The sequence below is a fragment of the Sphingomonas bacterium genome, from assembly GCF_903642285.1.
GTDB lineage: Bacteria > Pseudomonadota > Alphaproteobacteria > Sphingomonadales > Sphingomonadaceae > Sphingomonas.
In genome coordinates, this window is sequence record NZ_CAHJWJ010000037.1 from 1 (window position 1) to 20,557 (window position 20,557).

Consider the following 20,557-nt stretch of genomic DNA (forward strand, 5'->3'; position numbering starts at 1 on the left):
CAGGGCGGACATCGGACTTGCTCCTTGCCAGATCCTTATGCCCGATCAGTGCTGTGTTTGCAAGGTATATAATCGCCTTAAAAAAACCGCCGCCCGGTATCCCGGACGGCGGTTCCTCATTCCTTCGCGAGCGCCTGAACTCAGTCGTTCAGATACTCGCCCGCATCCGCGTCCGTGCCCGTCCCCGAAGTCACCACCTCGGCCAGCGGATCGCTGCCGGTGCCCGTATCGTCCCGCGGCGAGCGGGCCAGTTCGGCGGCATGCTCTTCCGCGGCCGAGATCGGGGCCACGATCACCGCCGCCAGCGCACGCTGCTGCGCGCGGAGCGCCACGTCGCGGCTGGTGGCCGCCACGCGCAGGCGGTTCATGCCCGCCCCCGTGCCCGCCGGGATCAGCCGGCCGACGATGACGTTCTCCTTCAGGCCCATCAGCGTGTCCTGCTTGCCCTGGACCGCCGCCTCGGTGAGGACGCGGGTGGTTTCCTGGAACGACGCCGCCGAGATGAAGCTGCGCGTCTGCAAGCTTGCCTTGGTGATGCCGAGCAGGACGGGCTTGCCGGCCGCCCTGGCCTGCTTCTTTTCGAGCTTCTCGTTGATCGCGTCCATTTCCTCGCGATCGACCTGCTCGCCGGCCAGCAGCGTGGTGTCGCCGCCGTCGGTGATCTCGACCTTCTGGAGCATCTGGCGGACGATCGTCTCGATATGCTTGTCGTTGATCTTCACGCCCTGCAGACGATAGACCTCCTGGATTTCGCTGACGAGATATTCGGCCAGCGGCTCGATCCCCAGCACCTCGAGGATGTCGTGCGGATCGGGCGAACCGCCGATCAGGTTGTCACCGCGCTTGACGTAATCGCCTTCCTGGACGTCGATCACCTTCGACTTCGGCACCAGATACTCGACGACTTCGCCGCCATCCTCGGGCTGGATGCCGATCTTGCGCTTCGCCTTATAGTCCTTGCCGAACACCACGCGACCCGAGACCTTTGCGATGATCGCGTTCTCCTTGGGCTTGCGCGCCTCGAACAGCTCGGCCACCCGCGGCAGACCGCCGGTGATGTCGCGGGTTTTGGCGGCTTCACGCGACACACGCGCCAGCACGTCGCCGCCCGACACATGTGCGCCGTCCTCGACCGACAGCGTCGCCCCGGCCGCCAGCATGTAGCGACCGGCCTCGCCGCTCGCATCGTCGAGGAGCGTCAGGCGCGGACGCAGATCCTCCTTCGACTTGGTCGAGGTGCGATATTCGATCACGACACGCTGGGCGATGCCGGTGGCTTCGTCGGTCTGCTCGGTGAGCGTCTTGCCCTCGATCAGGTCGACGAACTTCACCGTGCCCGGGTTTTCCGTGATGACGGGCATGGTGAAGGGATCCCACTCCGCCATCCGATCGCCCTTGGTCAGGATGTGCCCGTCCTCGAACAGCACATACGCACCGTAGGGGATGCGGTGCGTCGAGAGTTCGCGGCCGTCCATGTCGACGATCGCGATCTCGCCCGAACGGCTGAGCACCACGCGGCGACCACGCTGGTCGACGATGATGCGCAGATCGCGGAACTCGACCTTGCCGTCCACGGGGGCTTCGAGGTTCGACTGCTCGTTGAGCTGCGCCGCACCGCCGATGTGGAAGGTGCGCATCGTCAGCTGCGTGCCCGGTTCACCGATAGACTGCGCCGCGATGACGCCGACCGCTTCGCCGATATTCACCGGCGTACCACGGGCAAGATCGCGCCCGTAGCATTTGCCGCACACGCCGATCTTCGATTCGCAGACCAAAGGCGAACGGATCTTGACCGCCTGCGTACCCAGCGCCTCGATCTGAAGGATCATCGGTTCGTCCAGCAACGTCCCCGTCTTGATGACGATCGCGTTGGTCTTCGGATCGATGATCGGCTCCGCGGTCGTACGACCCAGAATACGCTCGCCGAGCGACGCGATGGTGCTGCCGCCCTGAACGATCGCCTTCATCTCCAGCGCGCGGTCGGTGCCGCAATCCTGCTCGACGATCGTGCAGTCCTGCGAGACGTCGACCAGACGCCGCGTCAGATAGCCCGAGTTCGCCGTCTTGAGCGCCGTATCCGCAAGGCCCTTGCGGGCACCGTGGGTGGAGTTGAAATATTCGAGGACGGTCAGGCCTTCCTTGAAGTTCGAGATGATCGGCGTTTCGATGATCTCCCCTGACGGCTTGGCCATCAGCCCGCGCATGCCCGCCAGCTGCTTGATCTGCGCCTGCGAACCACGCGCACCGGAATGCGCCATCATGTAGATCGAGTTGATCGGCTTCTCGCGGCCTTTGTTCGGTCCGTCGTCGTAGCGCTTGACCGCCTTGATCTCGTTCATCATCGAATTCGCCACCTGGTCGCCGCACCGGCTCCAGGCGTCGATCACCTTGTTGTACTTCTCCTGCTGCGTGATCAGGCCGTCCTGATATTGCTGCTCGTAATCCTTCACCTGGTCGCGCGTCTCGTCGACCAGCTTGTCCTTGTCCGGCGCGATGATCATGTCGTCCTTGCCGAACGAGATGCCCGCCTTGAACGCGTGGCGGAAACCTAGCGACATGATCGCGTCGGCGAACAGCACGGTCTCCTTTTGGCCGGTGTGGCGATAGACCTCGTCGATCACGTCGCCCACGTCCTTCTTGGTGAGCAGGCGGTTGACGGTATCGAACGGCACCTTCGACGACTGCGGCAGGCACTCGCCCAGCAGCATCCGGCCCGGGGTGGTCTCGTAGCGCTTGAGATAGGGCTTGCCCGCCTCGTCGGTCTGCGGAACGCGACTGATGATCTTCGTATGAAGCGTCACCGCGCCCGCATGGAGCGCTTGGTGCACTTCCGCCATGTCGGAGATCAGCATGCCCTCGCCGGGTTCGCCTTCCTTCAACATCGAGAGGTAATAGAGCCCAAGCACCATGTCCTGCGACGGCACGATGATCGGTTTGCCGTTCGCGGGGCTGAGGATGTTGTTGGTCGACATCATCAGCACGCGCGCTTCGAGCTGCGCTTCGAGCGACAGCGGGACGTGAACGGCCATCTGGTCGCCGTCGAAATCGGCGTTGAACGCCGAGCAGACCAGCGGATGGAGCTGGATCGCCTTGCCTTCGATCAGCACGGGTTCGAACGCCTGGATGCCGAGACGATGGAGCGTCGGCGCGCGGTTGAGCATCACCGGATGCTCGCGGATCACTTCGTCCAGAATGTCCCAGACTTCCTTGCGCTCCTTCTCGACCCACTTCTTCGCCTGCTTAAGGGTCATCGACAGACCCTTGGCATCGAGGCGTGCGTAGATGAACGGCTTGAACAGCTCGAGCGCCATCTTCTTCGGCAGGCCGCACTGGTGGAGCTTGAGTTCCGGACCCGTCACGATGACCGAACGACCCGAATAGTCGACGCGCTTACCGAGCAGGTTCTGGCGGAAGCGGCCCTGCTTGCCCTTAAGCATGTCGGACAGCGACTTTAGGGGACGCTTGTTCGCGCCCGTGATCGTGCGACCGCGGCGACCGTTGTCGAACAGCGCGTCGACCGCCTCCTGCAGCATGCGCTTTTCGTTGCGCACGATGATGTCCGGCGCGCGCAGCTCCATCAGCCGCTTGAGGCGGTTGTTGCGGTTGATGACGCGGCGGTACAGGTCGTTCAGATCCGACGTCGCGAAGCGGCCGCCATCGAGCGGGACCAGCGGGCGCAACTCGGGCGGGATGACCGGCACGACTTCGAGGATCATCCATTCTGGCTTGTTGCCCGAATCGATGAAGCTCTCGACGACCTTCAGCCGCTTGATGATTTTCTTTGGCTTCAGCTCCGACTTGGTCGTCGCCAGCTCTTCGAGCAGCTGCGTGCGCTCGCCCTCGAGATCAAGCGACTCGAGCATGATCCGTACGGCTTCCGCACCGATGCCGGCCGAGAAAGCGTCCTCGCCATATTCGTCCTGCGCGTCGAGCAGTTCGTCTTCGGTAAGGAGCGCGAACTTCTCCAAGGGGGTCAGGCCGGGTTCGATGACGATATACGCCTCGAAATACAGCACGCGCTCCAGCTGCTTCAGCTGCATGTCGAGCAGCAGGCCGATGCGGCTCGGCAGCGACTTCAGGAACCAGATGTGCGCGACCGGCGCGGCGAGCTCGATATGGCCCATCCGCTCGCGGCGGACCTTCGAGACGGTGACCTCGACGCCGCACTTCTCGCAGACGATGCCCTTGTACTTCATGCGCTTGTACTTGCCGCACAGGCACTCGTAATCCTTGATCGGACCGAAGATGCGCGCGCAGAACAGACCGTCACGTTCGGGCTTGAACGTGCGATAGTTGATGGTCTCGGGCTTCTTGATCTCGCCGAAGCTCCACGAGCGGATCTTGTCCGGGCTCGCGATGCCGATCTGGATCTGGTCGAACGTCTCCGGCTTGACGACGGGGTTCGCGAAGGGGGTCATCTCGTTCATGAGCTGTCCTTGATAATCTGGCCTCTCCCCTTGCGGGAGAGGGAGGGGACCCGCCAGCGAAGCTGGTGGGGAGGGTGAGGGGGACGGCGGCAACCGTCATTCCCCCTCATCCCAAACCCTTCTCCCACAAGGGGAGAAGGGCTTCAGAAGCTACTCCGCCGCGATGGCGATGCCGTCTTCGTCGACCTCGTTGGTCTTCAAATCGACATTCAAACCCAGCGAGCGCATTTCCTTGACGAGCACGTTGAAGCTCTCGGGAATGCCGGCCTCGAACGTGTCGTCGCCCTTGACGATCGCCTCATAGACCTTGGTGCGGCCGACCACGTCGTCCGATTTCACCGTCAGCATTTCCTGCAAGGTATAGGCGGCACCGTACGCCTGCAGCGCCCAGACCTCCATCTCGCCGAAACGCTGTCCGCCGAACTGGGCCTTGCCGCCCAGTGGCTGCTGGGTGACGAGCGAGTAGGGCCCGATCGACCGCGCGTGGATCTTGTCGTCGACCAGATGGTGTAGCTTCAGCATGTAGATGATGCCGACCGTCACCTTGCGGTCGAACATGTCGCCGGTACGCCCGTCGAACAGGTCCGACTGACCCGATATGTCCAGCCCCGCCAGTTCCAGCATTTCAGCAACGTCGCTTTCGCGTGCGCCGTCGAACACCGGGGTTCCCATCGGCACACCGGCCTTCAGGTTCTCCGCCAGTTCGACGATCTCGTCGCCGCTACGCGCGTCGATCTCGGCAAGATAATTGTCGCCATACACCGTCTTCAGCCGCGCCTTGACCGCATCGGGCATCGCACCCGCCTTGGCGTTCGGATTGGCGTCGCGCCAATCCTCCAGCTGCTGCGCGATCTGCTGGCCGAGACCGCGCGCAGCCCAGCCCAGATGCGTCTCGAAGATTTGCCCGACATTCATCCGCGACGGCACGCCGAGCGGGTTGAGCACCAGGTCGACCGGCGTCCCGTCGGCGAGGAACGGCATGTCCTCCGCCGGCAGGATGCGGCTGATGACGCCCTTGTTGCCGTGACGGCCGGCCATCTTATCGCCCGGCTGCAGCTTGCGCTTCACCGCGACGAACACCTTGACCATCTTGAGCACGCCCGGCGGCAACTCGTCGCCACGTTCCAGCTTCTCGCGCCGATCGTGGAACTTGTCGGTGATCAGCTTGGCGGCATCGTCATACTGCACCTTGACTGCTTCCAGGTCCGACTGGACCTTGTCGTCGGCGACCGCGAACTTCCACCATTCGTGCCTGTCGACGCTGTCGAGCAGGTCCTGGTCGATGACCGCACCCTTCTTCAGGCCCTTGGGCACCGCGGTGGCGGTCTGGTCGAGCAGCATCTCGCGGAGACGCGACCAGGTCGCACGGTTCAGGATCGACCGCTCGTCGTCCGAGTCCTTCTTCAGCCGCTCGATTTCCTCGCGCTCGATCGCCATCGCGCGCTCGTCCTTGTCGATGCCGTGACGATTGAAGACGCGCACGTCGACGACCGTGCCGGCAACGCCCGGCGGCAGGCGCAGCGACGTGTCGCGTACGTCCGAGGCCTTCTCACCAAAGATCGCGCGGAGCAATTTCTCCTCCGGCGTCATCGGCGACTCGCCCTTTGGCGTGATCTTGCCTGCCAGGATGTCGCCCGGCTCCACTTCGGCACCGATATAGACGATGCCCGCCTCGTCGAGGTTGCGCAGCGCCTCCTCGCCGACGTTCGGGATATCCCGCGTGATGTCCTCCGGCCCGAGCTTGGTGTCGCGGGCCATGACCTCGAACTCGTCGATATGGATCGACGTGAACACGTCGTCCTTCACGATCCGCTCGGAGATCAGGATCGAATCCTCGTAGTTGTACCCGTTCCACGGCATGAACGCGACGAGCGCATTGCGCCCGAGCGCCAGCTCGCCGAACTCGGTCGAGGGGCCGTCCGCGATGATGTCGCCGGCCGCGACCACGTCGCCTACCTTCACCAGCGGACGCTGGTTGATGCAGGTCGACTGGTTCGATCGCTGGAACTTCATCAGCGTATAGATGTCGACGCCCGACTTGCCGGCGTCGACCTCACCGGTTGCGCGGATCACTATGCGGCTGGCGTCGACCTGGTCGACGATGCCGGCGCGCTTGGCCCCGATCGCCGCGCCGGAATCGCGCGCCACCGTCTCTTCCATGCCGGTGCCGACGAACGGGGCCTCGGCCTGGACGAGCGGCACCGCCTGGCGCTGCATGTTCGATCCCATCAGCGCGCGGTTGGCGTCGTCGTTTTCCAGGAACGGGATGAGCGACGCGGCGACCGACACCAGCTGCTTGGGGCTGACGTCCATCAGCGTGACGTTGTCCGGCAGCGCCATCAGGAATTCGCCCGCCTGACGCGACGACACCAGCTCCTCCGTGAAGCCGCCATCACCGCTCAGTTCGGCGGAGGCCTGCGCGATCGTGTGCTTGGCCTCCTCCATCGCCGACAGGTACACGACGTCGTCGGTCACCTTGTGGTCGACGACCTTGCGATACGGCGTCTCGATGAAGCCGTATTTGTTCACGCGGCTGAAGCTGGCGAGCGAGTTGATCAGGCCGATGTTCGGGCCTTCCGGCGTCTCGATCGGGCAGATGCGGCCATAGTGCGTCGGGTGAACGTCGCGGACCTCGAAGCCCGCCCGCTCGCGGGTGAGGCCGCCCGGCCCGAGTGCCGAGACGCGACGCTTGTGCGTCACTTCGGACAGGGGATTGGTCTGATCCATGAACTGCGACAGCTGCGACGAACCGAAGAACTCGCGCACCGCCGCCACCGCGGGCTTCGCGTTGATGAGGTCGTTGGGCATGACCGTCGATACGTCGACCGACGACATCCGCTCCTTGACCGCACGCTCCATGCGCAGCAGGCCGACGCGATACTGGTTCTCCAGAAGCTCGCCGACCGAGCGAACGCGCCGGTTGCCCAGATTGTCGATATCGTCGATTTCGCCGCGCCCGTCCTTCAGGCCGACCAGCGTCTTGATGACCGCCAGAATGTCCTCGGTGCGAAGCGTCGTCACCGTGTCCTCGGCGTCGAGGTCGAGGCGCATGTTCAGCTTCACGCGGCCCACCGCCGAAAGATCGTATCGATCGGGATCGAAGAACAGACCGGCGAACAGCGCTTCCGCGGTCTCCAGCGTCGGCGGCTCGCCGGGACGCATGACGCGGTAGATGTCGGACAACGCCTGCTCGCGCTCCTCGGCCTTGTCGACCTTCAGCGTGTTGCGGATCCACGGGCCGACCGACACATGGTCGATGTCCAGCAGTTCGATCCGCTCGATTCCGGCCTTGTCCAGCTTCTCCAGATTGTCTGCGCCGATCTCGTCGCCCGCCTCGATATAAATCTCGCCGGTGGCTTCGTTGATCAGGTCATAGGCCGAGTAGCGACCGTAGATTTCTTCGGTCGGGATCAGCAATTCGGTCAGACCGTCCTTCGCGGACTTGTTCGCAGCGCGCGGGGAAATCTTCTGGCCCAGCGGGAACACCACTTCGCCCGTCTTCGCGTCGACGATGTCGAAAAGCGGCTTCACGCCACGCCAGTTGGCGGGATCGAACGGAATGATCCAGCCGCCCTGGCCGCGGACGTAGCTGACCCGGTTGTAGAACTGGTTGAGGATGTCCTCCGACGTCATGCCCAGCGCGTACAGCAGCGCCGTCACCGGCAGTTTGCGCTTCCGATCGATGCGGACGTTGACGATATCCTTCGCGTCGAACTCGAAATCGAGCCACGAGCCGCGATAGGGGATGACGCGCGCCGCGAAGAGATATTTGCCCGACGCATGCGTCTTGCCGCGGTCATGGTCGAACAGCACGCCCGGCGACCGATGCATCTGCGAGACGATCACGCGCTCGGTGCCGTTGATGAAGAAGGTGCCGTTCTCGGTCATGAGCGGCATGTCGCCCATGTACACGTCCTGCTCCTTGATATCGATGACCGACTTGGCCTCGGTATCCGGATCGACCTCGAACGCGGTCAGGCGCAGCGTGACTCGCATCGGCGCGGCATAGGTGATCCCGCGCTGGCGGCATTCCTCGACGTCGAACTTCGGCGGTTCGAGGACGTAATCGTCGAAATCGAGATAGGCTGTCCCTGCGAAATCCTGGATCGGGAAGACGCTGCGCAGCGTCTTTTCGAGGCCGGAGACATGGCCGATCGACTTGTCGGAGCGCAGGAACTGCTCGTAGCTTTCGCGCTGCACCTCGATGAGGTTCGGCATCTGCACGACTTCGTGGATGTTGCCGAAGACCTTGCGGATCCGCCGCTTGGCCGTGATCTGCTCGGGCCGGCGGCCGGTGCCGCTGTCGATCGCCTTGGTCGCCATGAACTGTTCGTCCCTATATAAATGATAGGCGCAAAATATCCGACCGGGCCGCCGCCCGCTTCGCTATTTTCCGGTGAAACCGGATATGCGGTTACGCCGAAAAGCCGCGCGCATCGGATGCGGCGGCTGAAGGCGTCATGACCGCCACATTCCAATTCGATCGACCCGCTGCGCGACGGCAGGTCGTTTCCCGAAACTGTGGCGAGGCGCGGATATAGGAGCGGTGCCGCCGGTTGTCAAACGTCGCGGCCGACCATGGCACCATCGTCTCTGCGATATCGTTCCATCGCCCCCGCAGCCCGCTTTGCCGCAGCGCGGATGGTCGGGGGGCATGCGATGGGCTTCGACGACGCGATGAACGCCAATGACAAACGGGCCGGGGCCATCGTCCTTGCCGCCGCGCTGATCCTCCCTGCGAATGCGCTTGCCGCACAGACGGTGCCGGTCCCGCAGGATACCGCACGCACGATCCCCGGGCTGGTCATCGCCACGCCGACGCCCGGTCGGACCCCAGTACCGGTGCCGACCGAACCGGTGCGGGGGTTGTCACTACCGAGGTCCGTCCCGAAGCCCGGTAAGCCTTCCGAGCCACCTGCCGCCCGATCATCCTCAAGACCGCCGGTCTCGAAACCCGCCCAGGTGCCGCCGCCCATACCTCTTTCCGTACCAACGCCGGTTCCGGTGCCCACACCCGTCGCCTCACCGAGTGCGGTTCCGATGCCGACACCGACACCCGCCGTGCAGCCCGCACCGGTCGTGCGCGCCCCGCCCCAGGGTCCCGCGATCTGGCCGTGGCTGGCGGTCGGCGCTGGGCTGCTGCTGGCGATGGGCGGCTGGGCGTGGTGGCGTCGTCGCCCGGCGAACGCGACCGCGCGCCCGGGGGAGGATGAGGTCCTTCCTCTCCCATCCGTTTCCCGACCCATCGCCACACCCGTTCCGCCGAGCGAAGAGCGTGCAGCCATTGCCGTTGCGCTTCGTCCGATCCGCGCGGGCCTGAACCTGCTGAGTGCGACGGTCGAGGCCGAAGTCGTCGTCACGAACACCGGCGACGCGCCGGCCACACACGTCCGCGTCCATGTCTCGCTGCTATCGGCGCATGCGAGGCAGGATGTCGATCTGACCGCCGCATTCGCCGCGCCCGCCGGTCGCCCGGTCACGCCGCCCTTTACCCTTGCTGCCGGTGAGGAACGGCGGGTCCGGATCGTCGCCGCGTTGCCGCGCGAATCCGTCCGGACGATGGAGGCGGGCGGGCGGCCGATGTTCGTGCCGCTGTTGGCGATCGACGTCCGTTATGCGGCAGAAACCGCTGGTCGGCTTGCACGAACGGCGCAGGCCTTTATCGTCGGCGTCGAACGCGCTGACTCCGCGAAGCTCGCGCCGTTCTGGATCGACGGCCCGTCGCGCATGTACGACCGGATCGCCGCGCGAACCCACGGGGCGGTCATAGAAAGCTGAAGGGCGCGGCGATAAAATCGCGGTAGGGGGCGACCCAGCGGCCGTATCACCCAGCGCCTCGTTCGAGAGCGCCGTGTCCTCACGGCCCGTATTCACGGCGTCTCGACCGCGCAGATCTTGACGACGTACAGGATCAGGCCGGCATCATCGGTGACATCGATCTGCCAGTTCTGGTCCTCCCAGATCAGATCGGCGTGATCCTTCAGCAACTCCCCAACGAACCGTGCGAGTTCGATCCTGAGTTCGGTCAGATCGTCCTTATCCACCCTCAGCGTATCGGCGATGTGCGATTCTGTGCGGATGTTGATGTTGTACGTCGCCACTGCACTCTCCGGAAAAACCGTTGCGTCGAAACCGGCCGCCGGTTCCGGAATCATTCGACGATCCGCGTCTACGCTATGTCATGAAAGGCGAATGCAGCGATGCTTCGGATTGGGGGGCCGATTGGTCGAGATGAAGGTAGAGCGGGTTGAAATCGCCCACGCGCCGGATGCTGTCCCAATCCGAAATACCGATCCACCGACCGGTCTGCTCGATCAGTCCGCTTGCGGTCAGCGCCTTGAGGGTGCGGTTGACGTGGACGCTGGTCAGACCGGTCGCGTCGCCCATCTGCTCCTGGGTCATCGGCAGATAGAAACGCGAATCCTCGATCACCCCCGCGGCGCGCATCCGGACCGCCATTTCGCACAGCAGGTGCGCGATCCGCGACCGCGCATCGCGCCGTCCGATGTTCAGCACCCATTCGCGGTAGATCGCCGAATCGACCAGCCCGTCGACCCACAATGCTCGGGCGACTGCGGGATTTTGCAGGATCAGATCCTGAAGCGCGCTGTGATCGATGTCCGCGACCTCCAGCGTCGTAAGCGCCTGAACGCTGTAATCGGCAAACTTCAGGAAAAGATGCTGCGGGTCGAGAAGGTCGTCGGGCACATGAATGGCAACGATCTGACGCGCGCCCTGGTCGGTCAATTTGTGCCGATAGGCCATGCCCGACAATATCAAGCTGCAGAACGCATGGGACTTGTCGCCCTCACGGATAAGGTAGGATTTGGCCTTTATCTCGCGCTTGGTCCGCGGGAGTGCGGCAATCGCGGCCATGTCGGCCTCGTCCAGCGGCGAACGCAGCGCCAGGCGACGTATGAAGGAATCCATAGTCGGTCGAGATTGCATGCGCTCTCCAGGCGGGAACACGTCCGTTCAATCGCCGGGTATCAGGTTAAAGTCGCCGGCGCGGATTATCGCTAACATAGGTATCCAATCCGCTGCTGGTGAAGCGGGGCTGCGGGCTCGGAAACAGAGCAGTTGGTTGCGGGAATAAAAGAGGGGCGGCCGCATTGCTGCGGTCGCCCCTTTTCTGTCGGCGTGACGTCATGGACTCGAATTCCATGACGTCGGACACGAGCCAGGGCTCGTGCCGGCCGGCCTTGCGGGGAGTACGATTCAGGTGAGCTAAATCGTCTCTCCCGCCGTGGCTTACTTCAGTTCCACCGTCGCGCCGGCGGCTTCCAGCTGAGCCTTGACCTTCTCGGCCTCGGCCTTGTTCACGCCTTCCTTGACCGCCTTCGGAGCGGACTCGACCAGCGTCTTCGCTTCGGTCAGGCCCAGGCCGGTCAGTGCGCGGACTTCCTTGATGACGTTGATCTTCTTGCCACCGTCGCCGGTCAGGATCACGTCGAACTCGGTCTGCTCTTCGACCACAGGCGCAGCAGCGCCGCCACCCGCGGCAGGTGCCGCGACGGCTGCGGCTGCGGAGACGCCCCACTTCTCTTCGAGCAGTTTGGAAAGTTCGGCCGCTTCAAGGACGGTGAGCGCGGAAAGCTGGTCAACCAGCGTGTTCAGGTCTGCCATGTTGGATGTTCCTTCAAATCGTCACCCCAGCGAGGGCTGGGATCATGTTGTTGTTTGAGGGCCGCAGCGTCTGCTGAGGCGATGTACTTGTGTCAGGCGGCTTCCTTCTCGGCATAAGCCGAAAGCACGCGCGCGAGCTGCGCCGCCGGGGCCTGCGTGATCGTCGCCAGCTTCGTGGCGGGTGCCACGACGAGGCCGATGATCTTTGCCCGCAGTTCGTCCAGCGAGGGCAGGGTGGCGAGCGCCTGCACGCCCTCCACGTCCAGCGCGGTCGCGCCCATCGCACCACCCACGATTTCGAACTTCTCGTTCGTCTTCGCGAATTCGACGGCTACCTTGGCGGCGGCCACCGGGTCGGGCGACGTGGCCAGCGCGACCGGTCCGGTCAGCATATCGCCGATCGAGAGATAGTCGGTGCCGTCCAGCGCGATCCTGGCAAGCTTGTTCTTCGAGACCTTGTACGTCGCGCCGACCGCGCGCATCTTCGTCCTCAGATCCGTCGACTGGGCGACGGTCATGCCGAGATTGCGGGTGACGACCACCACGCCCACCTCGGAGAAGGTGCGGTTGAGTTCGGCGACGGCTGCGGCCTTTTGAGCACGATCCATGCCATTCTCCATTCATGAACGCGGCCATTCGGCCACGCCCGGTTGCAGTCCGGCGACGGAAACCCGGCGCCGGTTGTCCAACGATGGGGAAGGGCAGACGCCCGTGGGTACGAGCGGCAGGCCGGTCGGCGACGATGCGCTTGCCGGCGGAAATCCTGTCCCCGTCTCGGCGGGATATTAAGCCGGGCAAATCCCCGGCACCCACTGTCTCGGACGGTAGCCCGGCGGGCAGAACCTGCCGGGCAAGAGCGCGGCTATAGCTTAACGCGCCGTACAATCAACCCAAAGTTGATTATGCGGTCAAACCCATCGCGAGCGCGAAGCGCGGGACGGGGCGGGCATGAGCCATCCAGTCGTGCAGCCCGACCGCGCAGCCGGCGACAAGCGCGCCGATCAACATGTCCGTGAGATAGTGCGTCCCCTCGACGGGCGTCGCCAGCAGCATCGCCCCGTTCAGCAGGATCAGCGGTACGCGCAGCCTGCGGATCGGCCATGCCGCGACGATATACAACACCGCCGCCGCGGTGTGGAAGCTGGGCGCGGAGACGAGTCCGCGCAGCGTCCCTAGGTCGATCAGGTGCATCGCGTGCAGGCGTAGTGGCGGGATGAGTTCTGGCTGCCACAAAGCGCTTTCGGGCATGTACGGCACCGGCCCGTGCCATAGATAGGCGAGCGGGCCGATCGCCGGCATGAAGCGGAAGACGATAAGCGTCAGAATGGCAGCGACCCAGAAGCGCGACATGAACCGCCAGGCATCGCGGTCGCGCTCGGTCCAAGCATAATAACCAAGCAGTATCACGGGCGGCCAGTAGATACTTTCATAGGCCATCCGTCCCATCCGTTGCAGCGCCGGATGCATCACAACGACGCGGTACCAAGTCATCCAGTCGAAATGCAGCAGCGTATCGAACCGCGCGAGCCCTTCATCGACGAAGCCGTGTGTTGCAGCCGCCACCGGATAACTGGCGATCGCGCCCAGCAGGACGATAAACGTGAAAAACGTATAATATTCGGCGCACCGTGCGACCCGCCGAAGCACCGGCCGGGCCGTCCCGCGCGTCACGGTCCGCAACAGGATCGCGATCATGACCGCCGCGTAATATGGCAGTGTATCCCAAGCGGTGAGTTGCACGCGCAAACCCGTTTCGACGAGTGCAATCGTTAACAGGACTGTGCTTGAAGCGACCGCGCCAATCAGCCAGCGAAGCGCCGCCACGCCTGAGGCTCGCGCTGGTACGGCGGCGCGCGATGGAGAGCGGGCAGGGGTCGCCCAAGGGCTGGTCGATAACGGCGGCACGTACACGGCAAATTCTCTGACCTAGGAGCATCGTAGATGGCTGCCGATCTTCTAACCCAACATGAACCAGCCGGGCAGCCTAGGTTACAATTTTATGATGGGTGTGGCCGCGGCGCATCAGCGCCGATGCGCAATATGACGACGTGAACGAGGAGAGGGCCGGGGGCGAGCCCGGCTCTTTTGTATGATGGGAGACAGGGCGAATTCCGTTCACCTCGGTTATTACGTGGCCGCGCTGCCCGGCAAACGCTGCTCGTCACGGGCGCTGCCGCTTGCGGCTATGCGCCGGCAACTTCCGTGGTATCGACCTTGATCCCGGCACCCATCGTGCTCGAGATCGCGACCTTCTGAACGTATTTGCCTTTCGCCCCCGACGGCTTGGCCCTGACGATCGCGTCGATCAGCGCGTCGAAGTTCGCGCGCAGGTCCTCGGCGGGGAACGACGCCTTGCCGATGCCCGAATGGATGATGCCCGCCTTTTCGACCCGATACTCGATCTGGCCGCCCTTGGCGTCCTTGACCGCCTGCGTGACGTTCATCGTCACCGTGCCAAGTTTGGGGTTCGGCATCAGACCCTTCGGACCAAGCACCTTACCCAGGCGACCGACGATACCCATCATGTCCGGCGTCGCGATGCAGCGATCGAAATCGATCGTCCCGCCCTGGATGGTTTCCATCAAATCCTCGGCACCGACGACGTCGGCCCCGGCGGCCAGCGCCTCTTCGGCTTTGGCACCGCGTGCGAACACGCCGACGCGGACGGTTTTGCCGGTGCCTTTGGGGAGGGTCACGACGCCGCGGACCATCTGGTCGGCGTGACGGGGATCGACGCCCAGGTTCAGCGCGACTTCGATCGTCTCGTCGAACTTCGAGGTGGCCCCCGACCGGGCGAGCGCGATCGCTTCGTCGACGCCGTGCAGCTTGAGGGTATCGACCGTAACGGCCTTCTGCTTCTTGCTAACGAATGCCATGATCTCAGCCCTCCACCACTTCGAGGCCCATCGCGCGGGCGCTGCCTTCGATGATCCGGGTCGCCGCTTCGATGTCGTTGGCGTTCAGATCCTTCATCTTCGTCTGCGCGATCTCGCTCAGCTTGCTGCGCGCGATCTTGCCCGCGGAGACCTTGCCGGGCTCCTTCGAGCCCGACTTCAGCCCGGCGGCCTGCTTGATGAGGAACGAGGCGGGGGGCGTCTTGGTCTCGAACGAGAAACTGCGGTCGGCATAGACCGTGATCTTCGTCGGGATCGGCGTCCCCTTGGCGATCTCCGTCGTGGCGGCGTTGAACGCCTTGCAGAATTCCATGATGTTCACGCCGCGCTGCCCGAGCGCCGGCCCGATCGGCGGCGCGGGCTTCGCTTCGCCCGCCGCAACCTGCAGGTTGATGTAACCGGTAATCTTCTTTGCCATGTCACTCTCTTTCGAGGGGCGGTGAGGCCCCGATCAAGTCGAGCGGTCCGAACGGGCACGCGCAAACGCAACCCTCCCGCGATATTTCCGTAGCCGATGCTGTGGAAGCGCGCGCCGATAGCGGACGCAGCGCCGATTGTCTAGCCGCCGACCACCGCAGCGCAGCCCGCGACTTGCCCGATGTCCGCCCCGCGCCGAAGCAGCCTCGCCGCGGTCGGCGGGTCGCAGCTGGCCAGCACCGCCGGCCGCGCATGCCGATCGCCCGGTCCGGTCGCCCAGCCGATCCACACCCCCCGCCGCCGCCACAACAGCCGATAGGCGTGCAGCACCGGCGCATAATGCGGATCGCCATGATCGGCGAAACCCGGATCGACCGCGACGATCGGCAGCGGCTGCCCCGCCAGTCGATCGAACAGCGCGCCATACCGCCCCGACGCCGCGCCCTCGTAACGCGGATCGACGACATAACGCTGCACCACACCGCGTTCGATCGCGAGCGCAGTGCACAGGACCCCGACGATCGCCAGCGCGATGCCGACCGTATCGCGGTCCGCACGGATGCGCCGCCGGATCGCCCGCGACACGATCGCGGCGACGATCGCCATGAACGGCATGGCGGGCAGGATGTAATGATGCAGCTTCGACGCCGCGATCGTCGTCGTGAGCAGCAGGGTGCCGACGATGCACAGGCCGTAGCGCGACACCGCCCGCGCCCGCCCCGGCATGGTCCGCCAAGCAAAGGGCGCGACGATCAGGAGCAGCGGCGCGGAGAAATACCCGGCCCACAGGATGGCGAGATAGAAGGTCGCGGGCTTGCGCGCCCCGACGAGCGAATCGGTCAGACGTCCGGCGACATCGTTGTGCCAGCTCGCGGCGAGATAGCCCGGCGCGGCCACTTCCCGCACGGTCAGGAACACGAGCACCGCCGCCGCGATCGCCGCGCCGATCGCGCCGTATCGCCACCGTGCGATCCGGGGCAGGCGGCGTGTCAGCATGAGATAGGTGCCGACCCCCAGCCCCGGCATCGCCCCCGCGACGCCCTTGGTCAGCATGGCACCGACGACGCACCCCCCCGCGAGCACCAGCGTCGACACCCTCGGCCGCGCCCGGTGGATCGCACCGAACAGCAGCAGCAGATAGGCGGTGACGAAGAACACGAGCAGCGAATCGTAATCCGCGGTCCCGGCGCCATGTTCGCCGAACAATGCCGGGCTCGCCACCAGGAACGCCGCGGCCAGCGCGCCCGTCGCGATCGATCCCGTCGTCCGCCGCACGAACGTCATGACGAGCGCGATCGTGCCGAGCGTCGCGATCATCCCCGGCAGCCGCAACGCCCAGACCGACGCGCCGAACAGCCTGACGCTGCCGACCATCAGCCAGATCATCAGCGGCGGTTTCGTATTCCACAGGTCGGGCGCGCCGCGCCAGGTCGTGACGACGCCGAGGCCACGGCGATCCATCTCCAGCGCGTTGATGATGTTGCGCGATTCGTCCCACAGGACGATCGGGCGTGCGGGGCCGCCGAACAGGAACAGCGCGGACAGGATCAGGACGCCGAGGACGACCGTCCAATCGCGGCGGCGCGTCGATGCGCCTGGATGGCCCGGGATCGGCGGCGTCGACATCGATGCAGACTACGCGGTTATGGTTACCAATGTCTTGTCCGCTACCGGTAGTGTCTCGGTTTAAATTTGCAGCGCGAATCGCTCATTCCAGCTAATCGGATAACCTGGCGGGTCACCTGGTCGACGGCGGCGTTAAAACCCGCAAACTGCTTTCAAGACGTTGATCTGAAATGACGTAAGTTACCTTAGTCAATAGGCGCTGGATGCATTTGGTCGCAGTTTCACCATCGGTTCGTCGCAAAACCAGTTGTTATTGCTTGTCTAATATGCATATGGCATAAGAATGGCGACGCCTTTTGATGAACTTGATGCTCAAACGGTCGTTCAACACGATTAAATGAGTTCAATCGCGTCTTTTGGTGCGTATTGATGCGTAAATTCAAAGATCGAATGGAAGGTAAAGTGATGCCTAGGGGTCCGCAAGGACAGACACGACCAGCAGACGCTGTGGCCCTCGCGGTTATGGCGGGACGCATCGCGACTGCGGAGGTCGAAGATGACGTAGCTGTCGAAGTCCCAAAGCAGCGTGGTGTTCAGGGTGGACTAAGCCGTAGCGCTTCACTCACCACAGAACGTAGAAAAGAAATAGGAAGGGCCGCAGCTGCGGCTCGATGGAGTTGACTATGAGCGAACTGAGCATCTTGAGCAAAGAGCTGTTCGGCGATCCGAGCAGCGCCATTTCTGATATCAAATTTTATCCGGGTGAGAGCCGGGAATGCTCGATTGAAGAAATCGCTGCCGCAATGCGGAGGGCCATTGCCTCGATCAATGCGGGCGGTGGTCGCGACATTGACCTGAGCATCTGATTATTTTAGCCCCTACCGCTTGAAATGGCGGTAGGGGCTAATTCTTTTGTACAAGCCAGCATATCTTGCTCGACAGAGGCAAGAAACTCGGTTGTCCCGGCAGTGGTATTTAGACGATGCCAGCCGGGTTCATTGGGTCCGTGAGATCACGATAAAAGTAGAGCCGGATCTAGATAAGAGCGTTTTAGCAGGATTCATATTCCGTTCCGCGCGTGTGCAACACGGTGGTCTGTCTAAATACGACTACACCATCATACTAGCCGGCAATTTATCTGAGCAAGCCGAACGGTTTGTATCCATCAAAGAGCTGATGCACTGCTACTTTGACCCTGATAAGGTCGAGTATGCTACTGATACTGCGGTGGCACTAGAAAACCACATGCGACAAATGTTCGATGAGTCGGGCAGCGGTAAGCGATCTTTACACGTCCAAGCTGACGGCATGGCATTATGGATGGCCCTAGGCGTTATATGTCCGGCGCATATTCGAGACGCCTATTTAGCCAGTGCAAAATCGGCACCGGCCGTAGCTGACGAATTAAATATTCCGATAAAACAGGCTCAGAATTTGCTGTCCGATCGCTTTGATATCGAGATAAGCCAAATTCTAAACTGAACAAGGTACTTGCAAGACGCAAAGTTCAGTATGAAATGAGCTATGTTGAACGTCAGAACCCTCACGATGCGTATATCGATGCGCCGGTTCAGCGCCTGACGACGCCTTCTCAAAGAAATTCGACAACCACGTCCACGCGCTGTCGCTCTACTTCGTGTTCTATAACTTCTGCCGCATCCATAAAACGCTGCGCATGTCGACTGCGATGGCCGCTGGCGTTACCGATCGGCTTTGGTCGCTGAACGATGTGCTGGCGCGAATTGACGCGGATGCGCCCGTTCCTGATAAGCGTAGACCTTATAAAAAGCGGGAGAAGGCGGCGTGAGCGCAGGGGATTGGATACAGGCCATCGTGATCGGGGGGGCATTAGGCTTGGGCTGGAACATCAGCCGCAGGCTTGACGAGATTGTCAAAATCCTCCGTGACCGCCGCTGATTTCATACTGCGACACTACCGGCTTGCGCGCACGCTTGCAATGTCATGACGCCCGTTCGGCAAGGTGCGCGCGGGAAAACCAAGGAGTCTATTCGTTCATCGGCTGGCCAGGAAGAACGTGTTGCCGTCCGGGTCCTGAAAATAGACGTGCGGAAAAGGCTTGAGTTCGGGCGGCCCGAGAAAGACCACGCCTTTCGCGGACAGTCGATCATATTCATATTGCACGTCGTCACAGCCGAACGAGCCGTTGAAGAAGGTACCGATCCTGTCTTCATGACCCTTGGGCGTCAACAGCAGCAGGCCGGTTTGCGCACCGGGGATCGTCAATTCGATCCAGCGCTTCTCGCCGATCGGACGATCGGTGGCGATGATGAACCCCATGATCTCGGTCCAGAAAGCCAGCGACCGCTCCTGGTTCCGCGTGGGAATGCCGACGTAGTTGAGCTTTCTGATCACGACGGCCCTCCGCATCGGTCGAGGCGGGCGTTGCGTCCCGGGGCCGGTGTGTTAGGTGCCGTGGCGATGGGCGACAAGCACTATGCGCTGGATGCATATGTCCTCGACACGCTTATGCGCGACCTGGTCGGCCATGATCGCCGGGCGTCGGCCTTTCTGGTCTACATCGCGTTTTCGGCCGCATCGGCAATGGGGTCGCCGCGGCTCAGCCATGCCCAGCTCGCGGAGCGGACCGGCCTTTCCAAGCGAAGCGTGCAAGACGCCGTGCGTCACCTGGCGGGCAGGAAACTCCTGCGGGCCACCAGAGGCGGCAAGACCGACGTGACCCATTACGAGGTCCTGGCGCCATGGCGACGCCCGTCGGACGAGCGAACCGCGTGAACGGACGGCCTATTTCGGCTGCCACAACTCTATCTTCGTCCCGTCGGGGTCCTGTATCCAGGCGAACCTGCCGAAGGCGTCGTGGTCGTCGCGCTTGAGGATGGGGACGCCCTTCGCCGTCAGGCGCGCGACGATCGCGTCCATGTCGTCGACGGCGAAGTTTATCATGAATTCCCGGGTCGATGGCATCAGATAGTCCGTCGTATCCGGGAAAGCCGTCCACGAGACCTTGGGCGGATGGCCGGGGGCGTCATAGGGTATGGCCGCGCCGCCCCATGACGCGACATCGAGCCCGAGCGTATCCCGGTACCAACGGGCAAGCGCCTTGGGGTCCTTGCTCTTGACGAAGATGCCGCCGATGCCGGTGACGTGCCCTGCCGGCTCAGCCATGACGGGAGCCTGAGACGAGAGTGCGGCCGCAAGCACGACGATCCCGAGATTCCAAGGTGACATTGCCCATCCTGATCTTGATCCGCGTTGGAGCTGCAGGCGTGGTCCTGCGTCGCCCGTATAAAAACAGGACGGCGGGATCGCCAACGGTGCAACGAATGCTATAGCAATCATTGTGACTCGCGCGGCCTCGGCGGGCAGGCGCGCCGTCGGGGGCATGACGACACCGCGGGCCCTTCCCATAGTCGCTTGCAAAGTTGGAAAAGCTGTCGGACGGGTTTGCCATGCCGAGGGCCTTCACCCGCGCACAGGCGCTGCAGAATCGTGCGTTTCTCCTGGCGCTGGGCCGTACCGGCAACGCGCGGGAAGCGGCACGCAGGACCGATATCGCTTATGGCACCATGCAGCACCGCCGCCGCGTCCAGCCCGATTTCGCGCAAGCCTGGGACGCGGCGCTGGCGACCGCGCAGGCGCGGCTGGCCC

17 protein-coding genes and 1 pseudogene are annotated in these 20,557 nt (G+C 63.4%); 6 read left to right on the plus strand and 12 right to left on the minus strand.

Annotation, left to right across the window (positions count from 1 at the left end):
• Positions 1-140 precede the first annotated feature (140 nt).
• Together rpoC and rpoB are read right to left on the minus strand one after the other, a co-directional pair.
• Positions 141-4,427 (minus strand): DNA-directed RNA polymerase subunit beta', encoded by a 4,287-nt coding sequence (gene rpoC / locus HUU99_RS14320; protein ID WP_174287259.1) that lies wholly within the window; start codon positions 4,425-4,427, stop codon positions 141-143.
• Positions 4,428-4,577: 150 nt separating this feature from the next.
• Complete coding sequence (rpoB, locus tag HUU99_RS14325) at positions 4,578-8,750, minus strand: DNA-directed RNA polymerase subunit beta (RefSeq protein WP_174287260.1); 4,173 nt, start codon at positions 8,748-8,750, stop codon at positions 4,578-4,580.
• A gap of 717 nt (positions 8,751-9,467) precedes the next feature.
• Here rpoB and HUU99_RS14330 point away from each other — a divergent pair.
• Entirely contained in the window at positions 9,468-10,205 is a 738-nt protein-coding gene (locus HUU99_RS14330; protein ID WP_174287261.1) for a hypothetical protein, read from the plus strand.
• Positions 10,206-10,297: 92 nt separating this feature from the next.
• Here HUU99_RS14330 and HUU99_RS14335 read toward each other — a convergent pair whose 3' ends face one another.
• From HUU99_RS14335 to HUU99_RS14370, 8 genes are all read right to left on the minus strand, one after another.
• Entirely contained in the window at positions 10,298-10,582 is a 285-nt protein-coding gene (locus tag HUU99_RS14335) for a DUF6894 family protein (protein ID WP_217430837.1), read from the minus strand.
• 19 nt (positions 10,583-10,601) lie between these two features.
• Entirely contained in the window at positions 10,602-11,303 is a 702-nt protein-coding gene (locus HUU99_RS14340) for a Crp/Fnr family transcriptional regulator (RefSeq protein WP_254603246.1), read from the minus strand.
• 375 nt (positions 11,304-11,678) lie between these two features.
• Positions 11,679-12,053, minus strand: a complete 375-nt coding sequence (gene rplL, locus HUU99_RS14345) for a 50S ribosomal protein L7/L12 (RefSeq protein WP_174287264.1) — start codon at positions 12,051-12,053, stop codon at positions 11,679-11,681.
• Positions 12,054-12,145: 92 nt separating this feature from the next.
• Positions 12,146-12,661 (minus strand): 50S ribosomal protein L10, encoded by a 516-nt coding sequence (rplJ, locus tag HUU99_RS14350; RefSeq protein ID WP_174287265.1) that lies wholly within the window; start codon positions 12,659-12,661, stop codon positions 12,146-12,148.
• Between the two features lie 292 nt (positions 12,662-12,953).
• On the minus strand, positions 12,954-13,793 hold the full coding sequence (locus HUU99_RS14355) for a phosphatase PAP2 family protein (protein WP_254603248.1): 840 nt from the start codon (positions 13,791-13,793) through the stop codon (positions 12,954-12,956).
• 443 nt (positions 13,794-14,236) lie between these two features.
• Positions 14,237-14,929, minus strand: coding sequence for a 50S ribosomal protein L1 (rplA, locus tag HUU99_RS14360; protein WP_174287266.1), 693 nt, complete (start codon positions 14,927-14,929; stop codon positions 14,237-14,239).
• Between the two features lie 4 nt (positions 14,930-14,933).
• Entirely contained in the window at positions 14,934-15,365 is a 432-nt protein-coding gene (gene rplK, locus HUU99_RS14365; protein WP_174287267.1) for a 50S ribosomal protein L11, read from the minus strand.
• 140 nt (positions 15,366-15,505) lie between these two features.
• Positions 15,506-16,990: an ArnT family glycosyltransferase gene (locus HUU99_RS14370; RefSeq protein ID WP_174287268.1), complete on the minus strand. Its 1,485-nt coding sequence runs from the start codon at positions 16,988-16,990 to the stop codon at positions 15,506-15,508.
• A 623-nt stretch (positions 16,991-17,613) separates the two neighbouring features.
• Here HUU99_RS14370 and HUU99_RS14375 point away from each other — a divergent pair.
• From HUU99_RS14375 to HUU99_RS15670, 3 genes and pseudogenes are all read left to right on the plus strand, one after another.
• Complete coding sequence (locus tag HUU99_RS14375) at positions 17,614-17,796, plus strand: hypothetical protein (protein WP_174287269.1); 183 nt, start codon at positions 17,614-17,616, stop codon at positions 17,794-17,796.
• 91 nt (positions 17,797-17,887) lie between these two features.
• Positions 17,888-18,412, plus strand: coding sequence for a hypothetical protein (locus HUU99_RS14380; RefSeq protein WP_174287270.1), 525 nt, complete (start codon positions 17,888-17,890; stop codon positions 18,410-18,412).
• Positions 18,413-18,450: 38 nt separating this feature from the next.
• A pseudogene (locus HUU99_RS15670) lies at positions 18,451-18,737 on the plus strand (IS1 family transposase); the annotation flags it as partial.
• A gap of 206 nt (positions 18,738-18,943) precedes the next feature.
• Here the strand turns inward: HUU99_RS15670 and HUU99_RS14390 are convergent.
• Complete coding sequence (locus tag HUU99_RS14390) at positions 18,944-19,303, minus strand: VOC family protein (RefSeq protein WP_217430838.1); 360 nt, start codon at positions 19,301-19,303, stop codon at positions 18,944-18,946.
• Positions 19,304-19,369: 66 nt separating this feature from the next.
• Here HUU99_RS14390 and HUU99_RS14395 point away from each other — a divergent pair, with 66 nt between their 5' ends.
• Positions 19,370-19,684: a winged helix-turn-helix domain-containing protein gene (locus HUU99_RS14395; RefSeq protein ID WP_174287273.1), complete on the plus strand. Its 315-nt coding sequence runs from the start codon at positions 19,370-19,372 to the stop codon at positions 19,682-19,684.
• A gap of 9 nt (positions 19,685-19,693) precedes the next feature.
• Here HUU99_RS14395 and HUU99_RS14400 read toward each other — a convergent pair whose 3' ends face one another.
• Positions 19,694-20,074: a VOC family protein gene (locus tag HUU99_RS14400; protein ID WP_254603249.1), complete on the minus strand. Its 381-nt coding sequence runs from the start codon at positions 20,072-20,074 to the stop codon at positions 19,694-19,696.
• 284 nt (positions 20,075-20,358) lie between these two features.
• Here HUU99_RS14400 and HUU99_RS14405 point away from each other — a divergent pair.
• Positions 20,359-20,557 (plus strand): hypothetical protein (locus HUU99_RS14405; protein WP_217430839.1); only part of this gene is annotated, 199 nt, incomplete at its 3' end.

Coding starts and splice junctions, on each gene's coding strand:
- rpoC (WP_174287259.1), bottom strand. CDS start 4,427: ATGAACGAGATGACCCCCTTCGCGAACCCCGTCGTCAAGCCGGAGACG.
- rpoB (WP_174287260.1), bottom strand. CDS start 8,750: ATGGCGACCAAGGCGATCGACAGCGGCACCGGCCGCCGGCCCGAGCAG.
- HUU99_RS14330 (WP_174287261.1), top strand. CDS start 9,468: ATGCCGACACCGACACCCGCCGTGCAGCCCGCACCGGTCGTGCGCGCC.
- rplK (WP_174287267.1), bottom strand. CDS start 15,365: ATGGCAAAGAAGATTACCGGTTACATCAACCTGCAGGTTGCGGCGGGC.
- rplL (WP_174287264.1), bottom strand. CDS start 12,053: ATGGCAGACCTGAACACGCTGGTTGACCAGCTTTCCGCGCTCACCGTC.
- HUU99_RS14340 (WP_254603246.1), bottom strand. CDS start 11,303: ATGGCCGCGATTGCCGCACTCCCGCGGACCAAGCGCGAGATAAAGGCC.
- HUU99_RS14335 (WP_217430837.1), bottom strand. CDS start 10,582: ATGATTCCGGAACCGGCGGCCGGTTTCGACGCAACGGTTTTTCCGGAG.
- HUU99_RS14375 (WP_174287269.1), top strand. CDS start 17,614: ATGAGCGAACTGAGCATCTTGAGCAAAGAGCTGTTCGGCGATCCGAGC.
- HUU99_RS14370 (WP_174287268.1), bottom strand. CDS start 16,990: ATGTCGACGCCGCCGATCCCGGGCCATCCAGGCGCATCGACGCGCCGC.
- rplA (WP_174287266.1), bottom strand. CDS start 14,929: ATGGCATTCGTTAGCAAGAAGCAGAAGGCCGTTACGGTCGATACCCTC.
- rplJ (WP_174287265.1), bottom strand. CDS start 12,661: ATGGATCGTGCTCAAAAGGCCGCAGCCGTCGCCGAACTCAACCGCACC.
- HUU99_RS14400 (WP_254603249.1), bottom strand. CDS start 20,074: ATGGCTGAGCCGGCAGGGCACGTCACCGGCATCGGCGGCATCTTCGTC.
- HUU99_RS14395 (WP_174287273.1), top strand. CDS start 19,370: ATGGGCGACAAGCACTATGCGCTGGATGCATATGTCCTCGACACGCTT.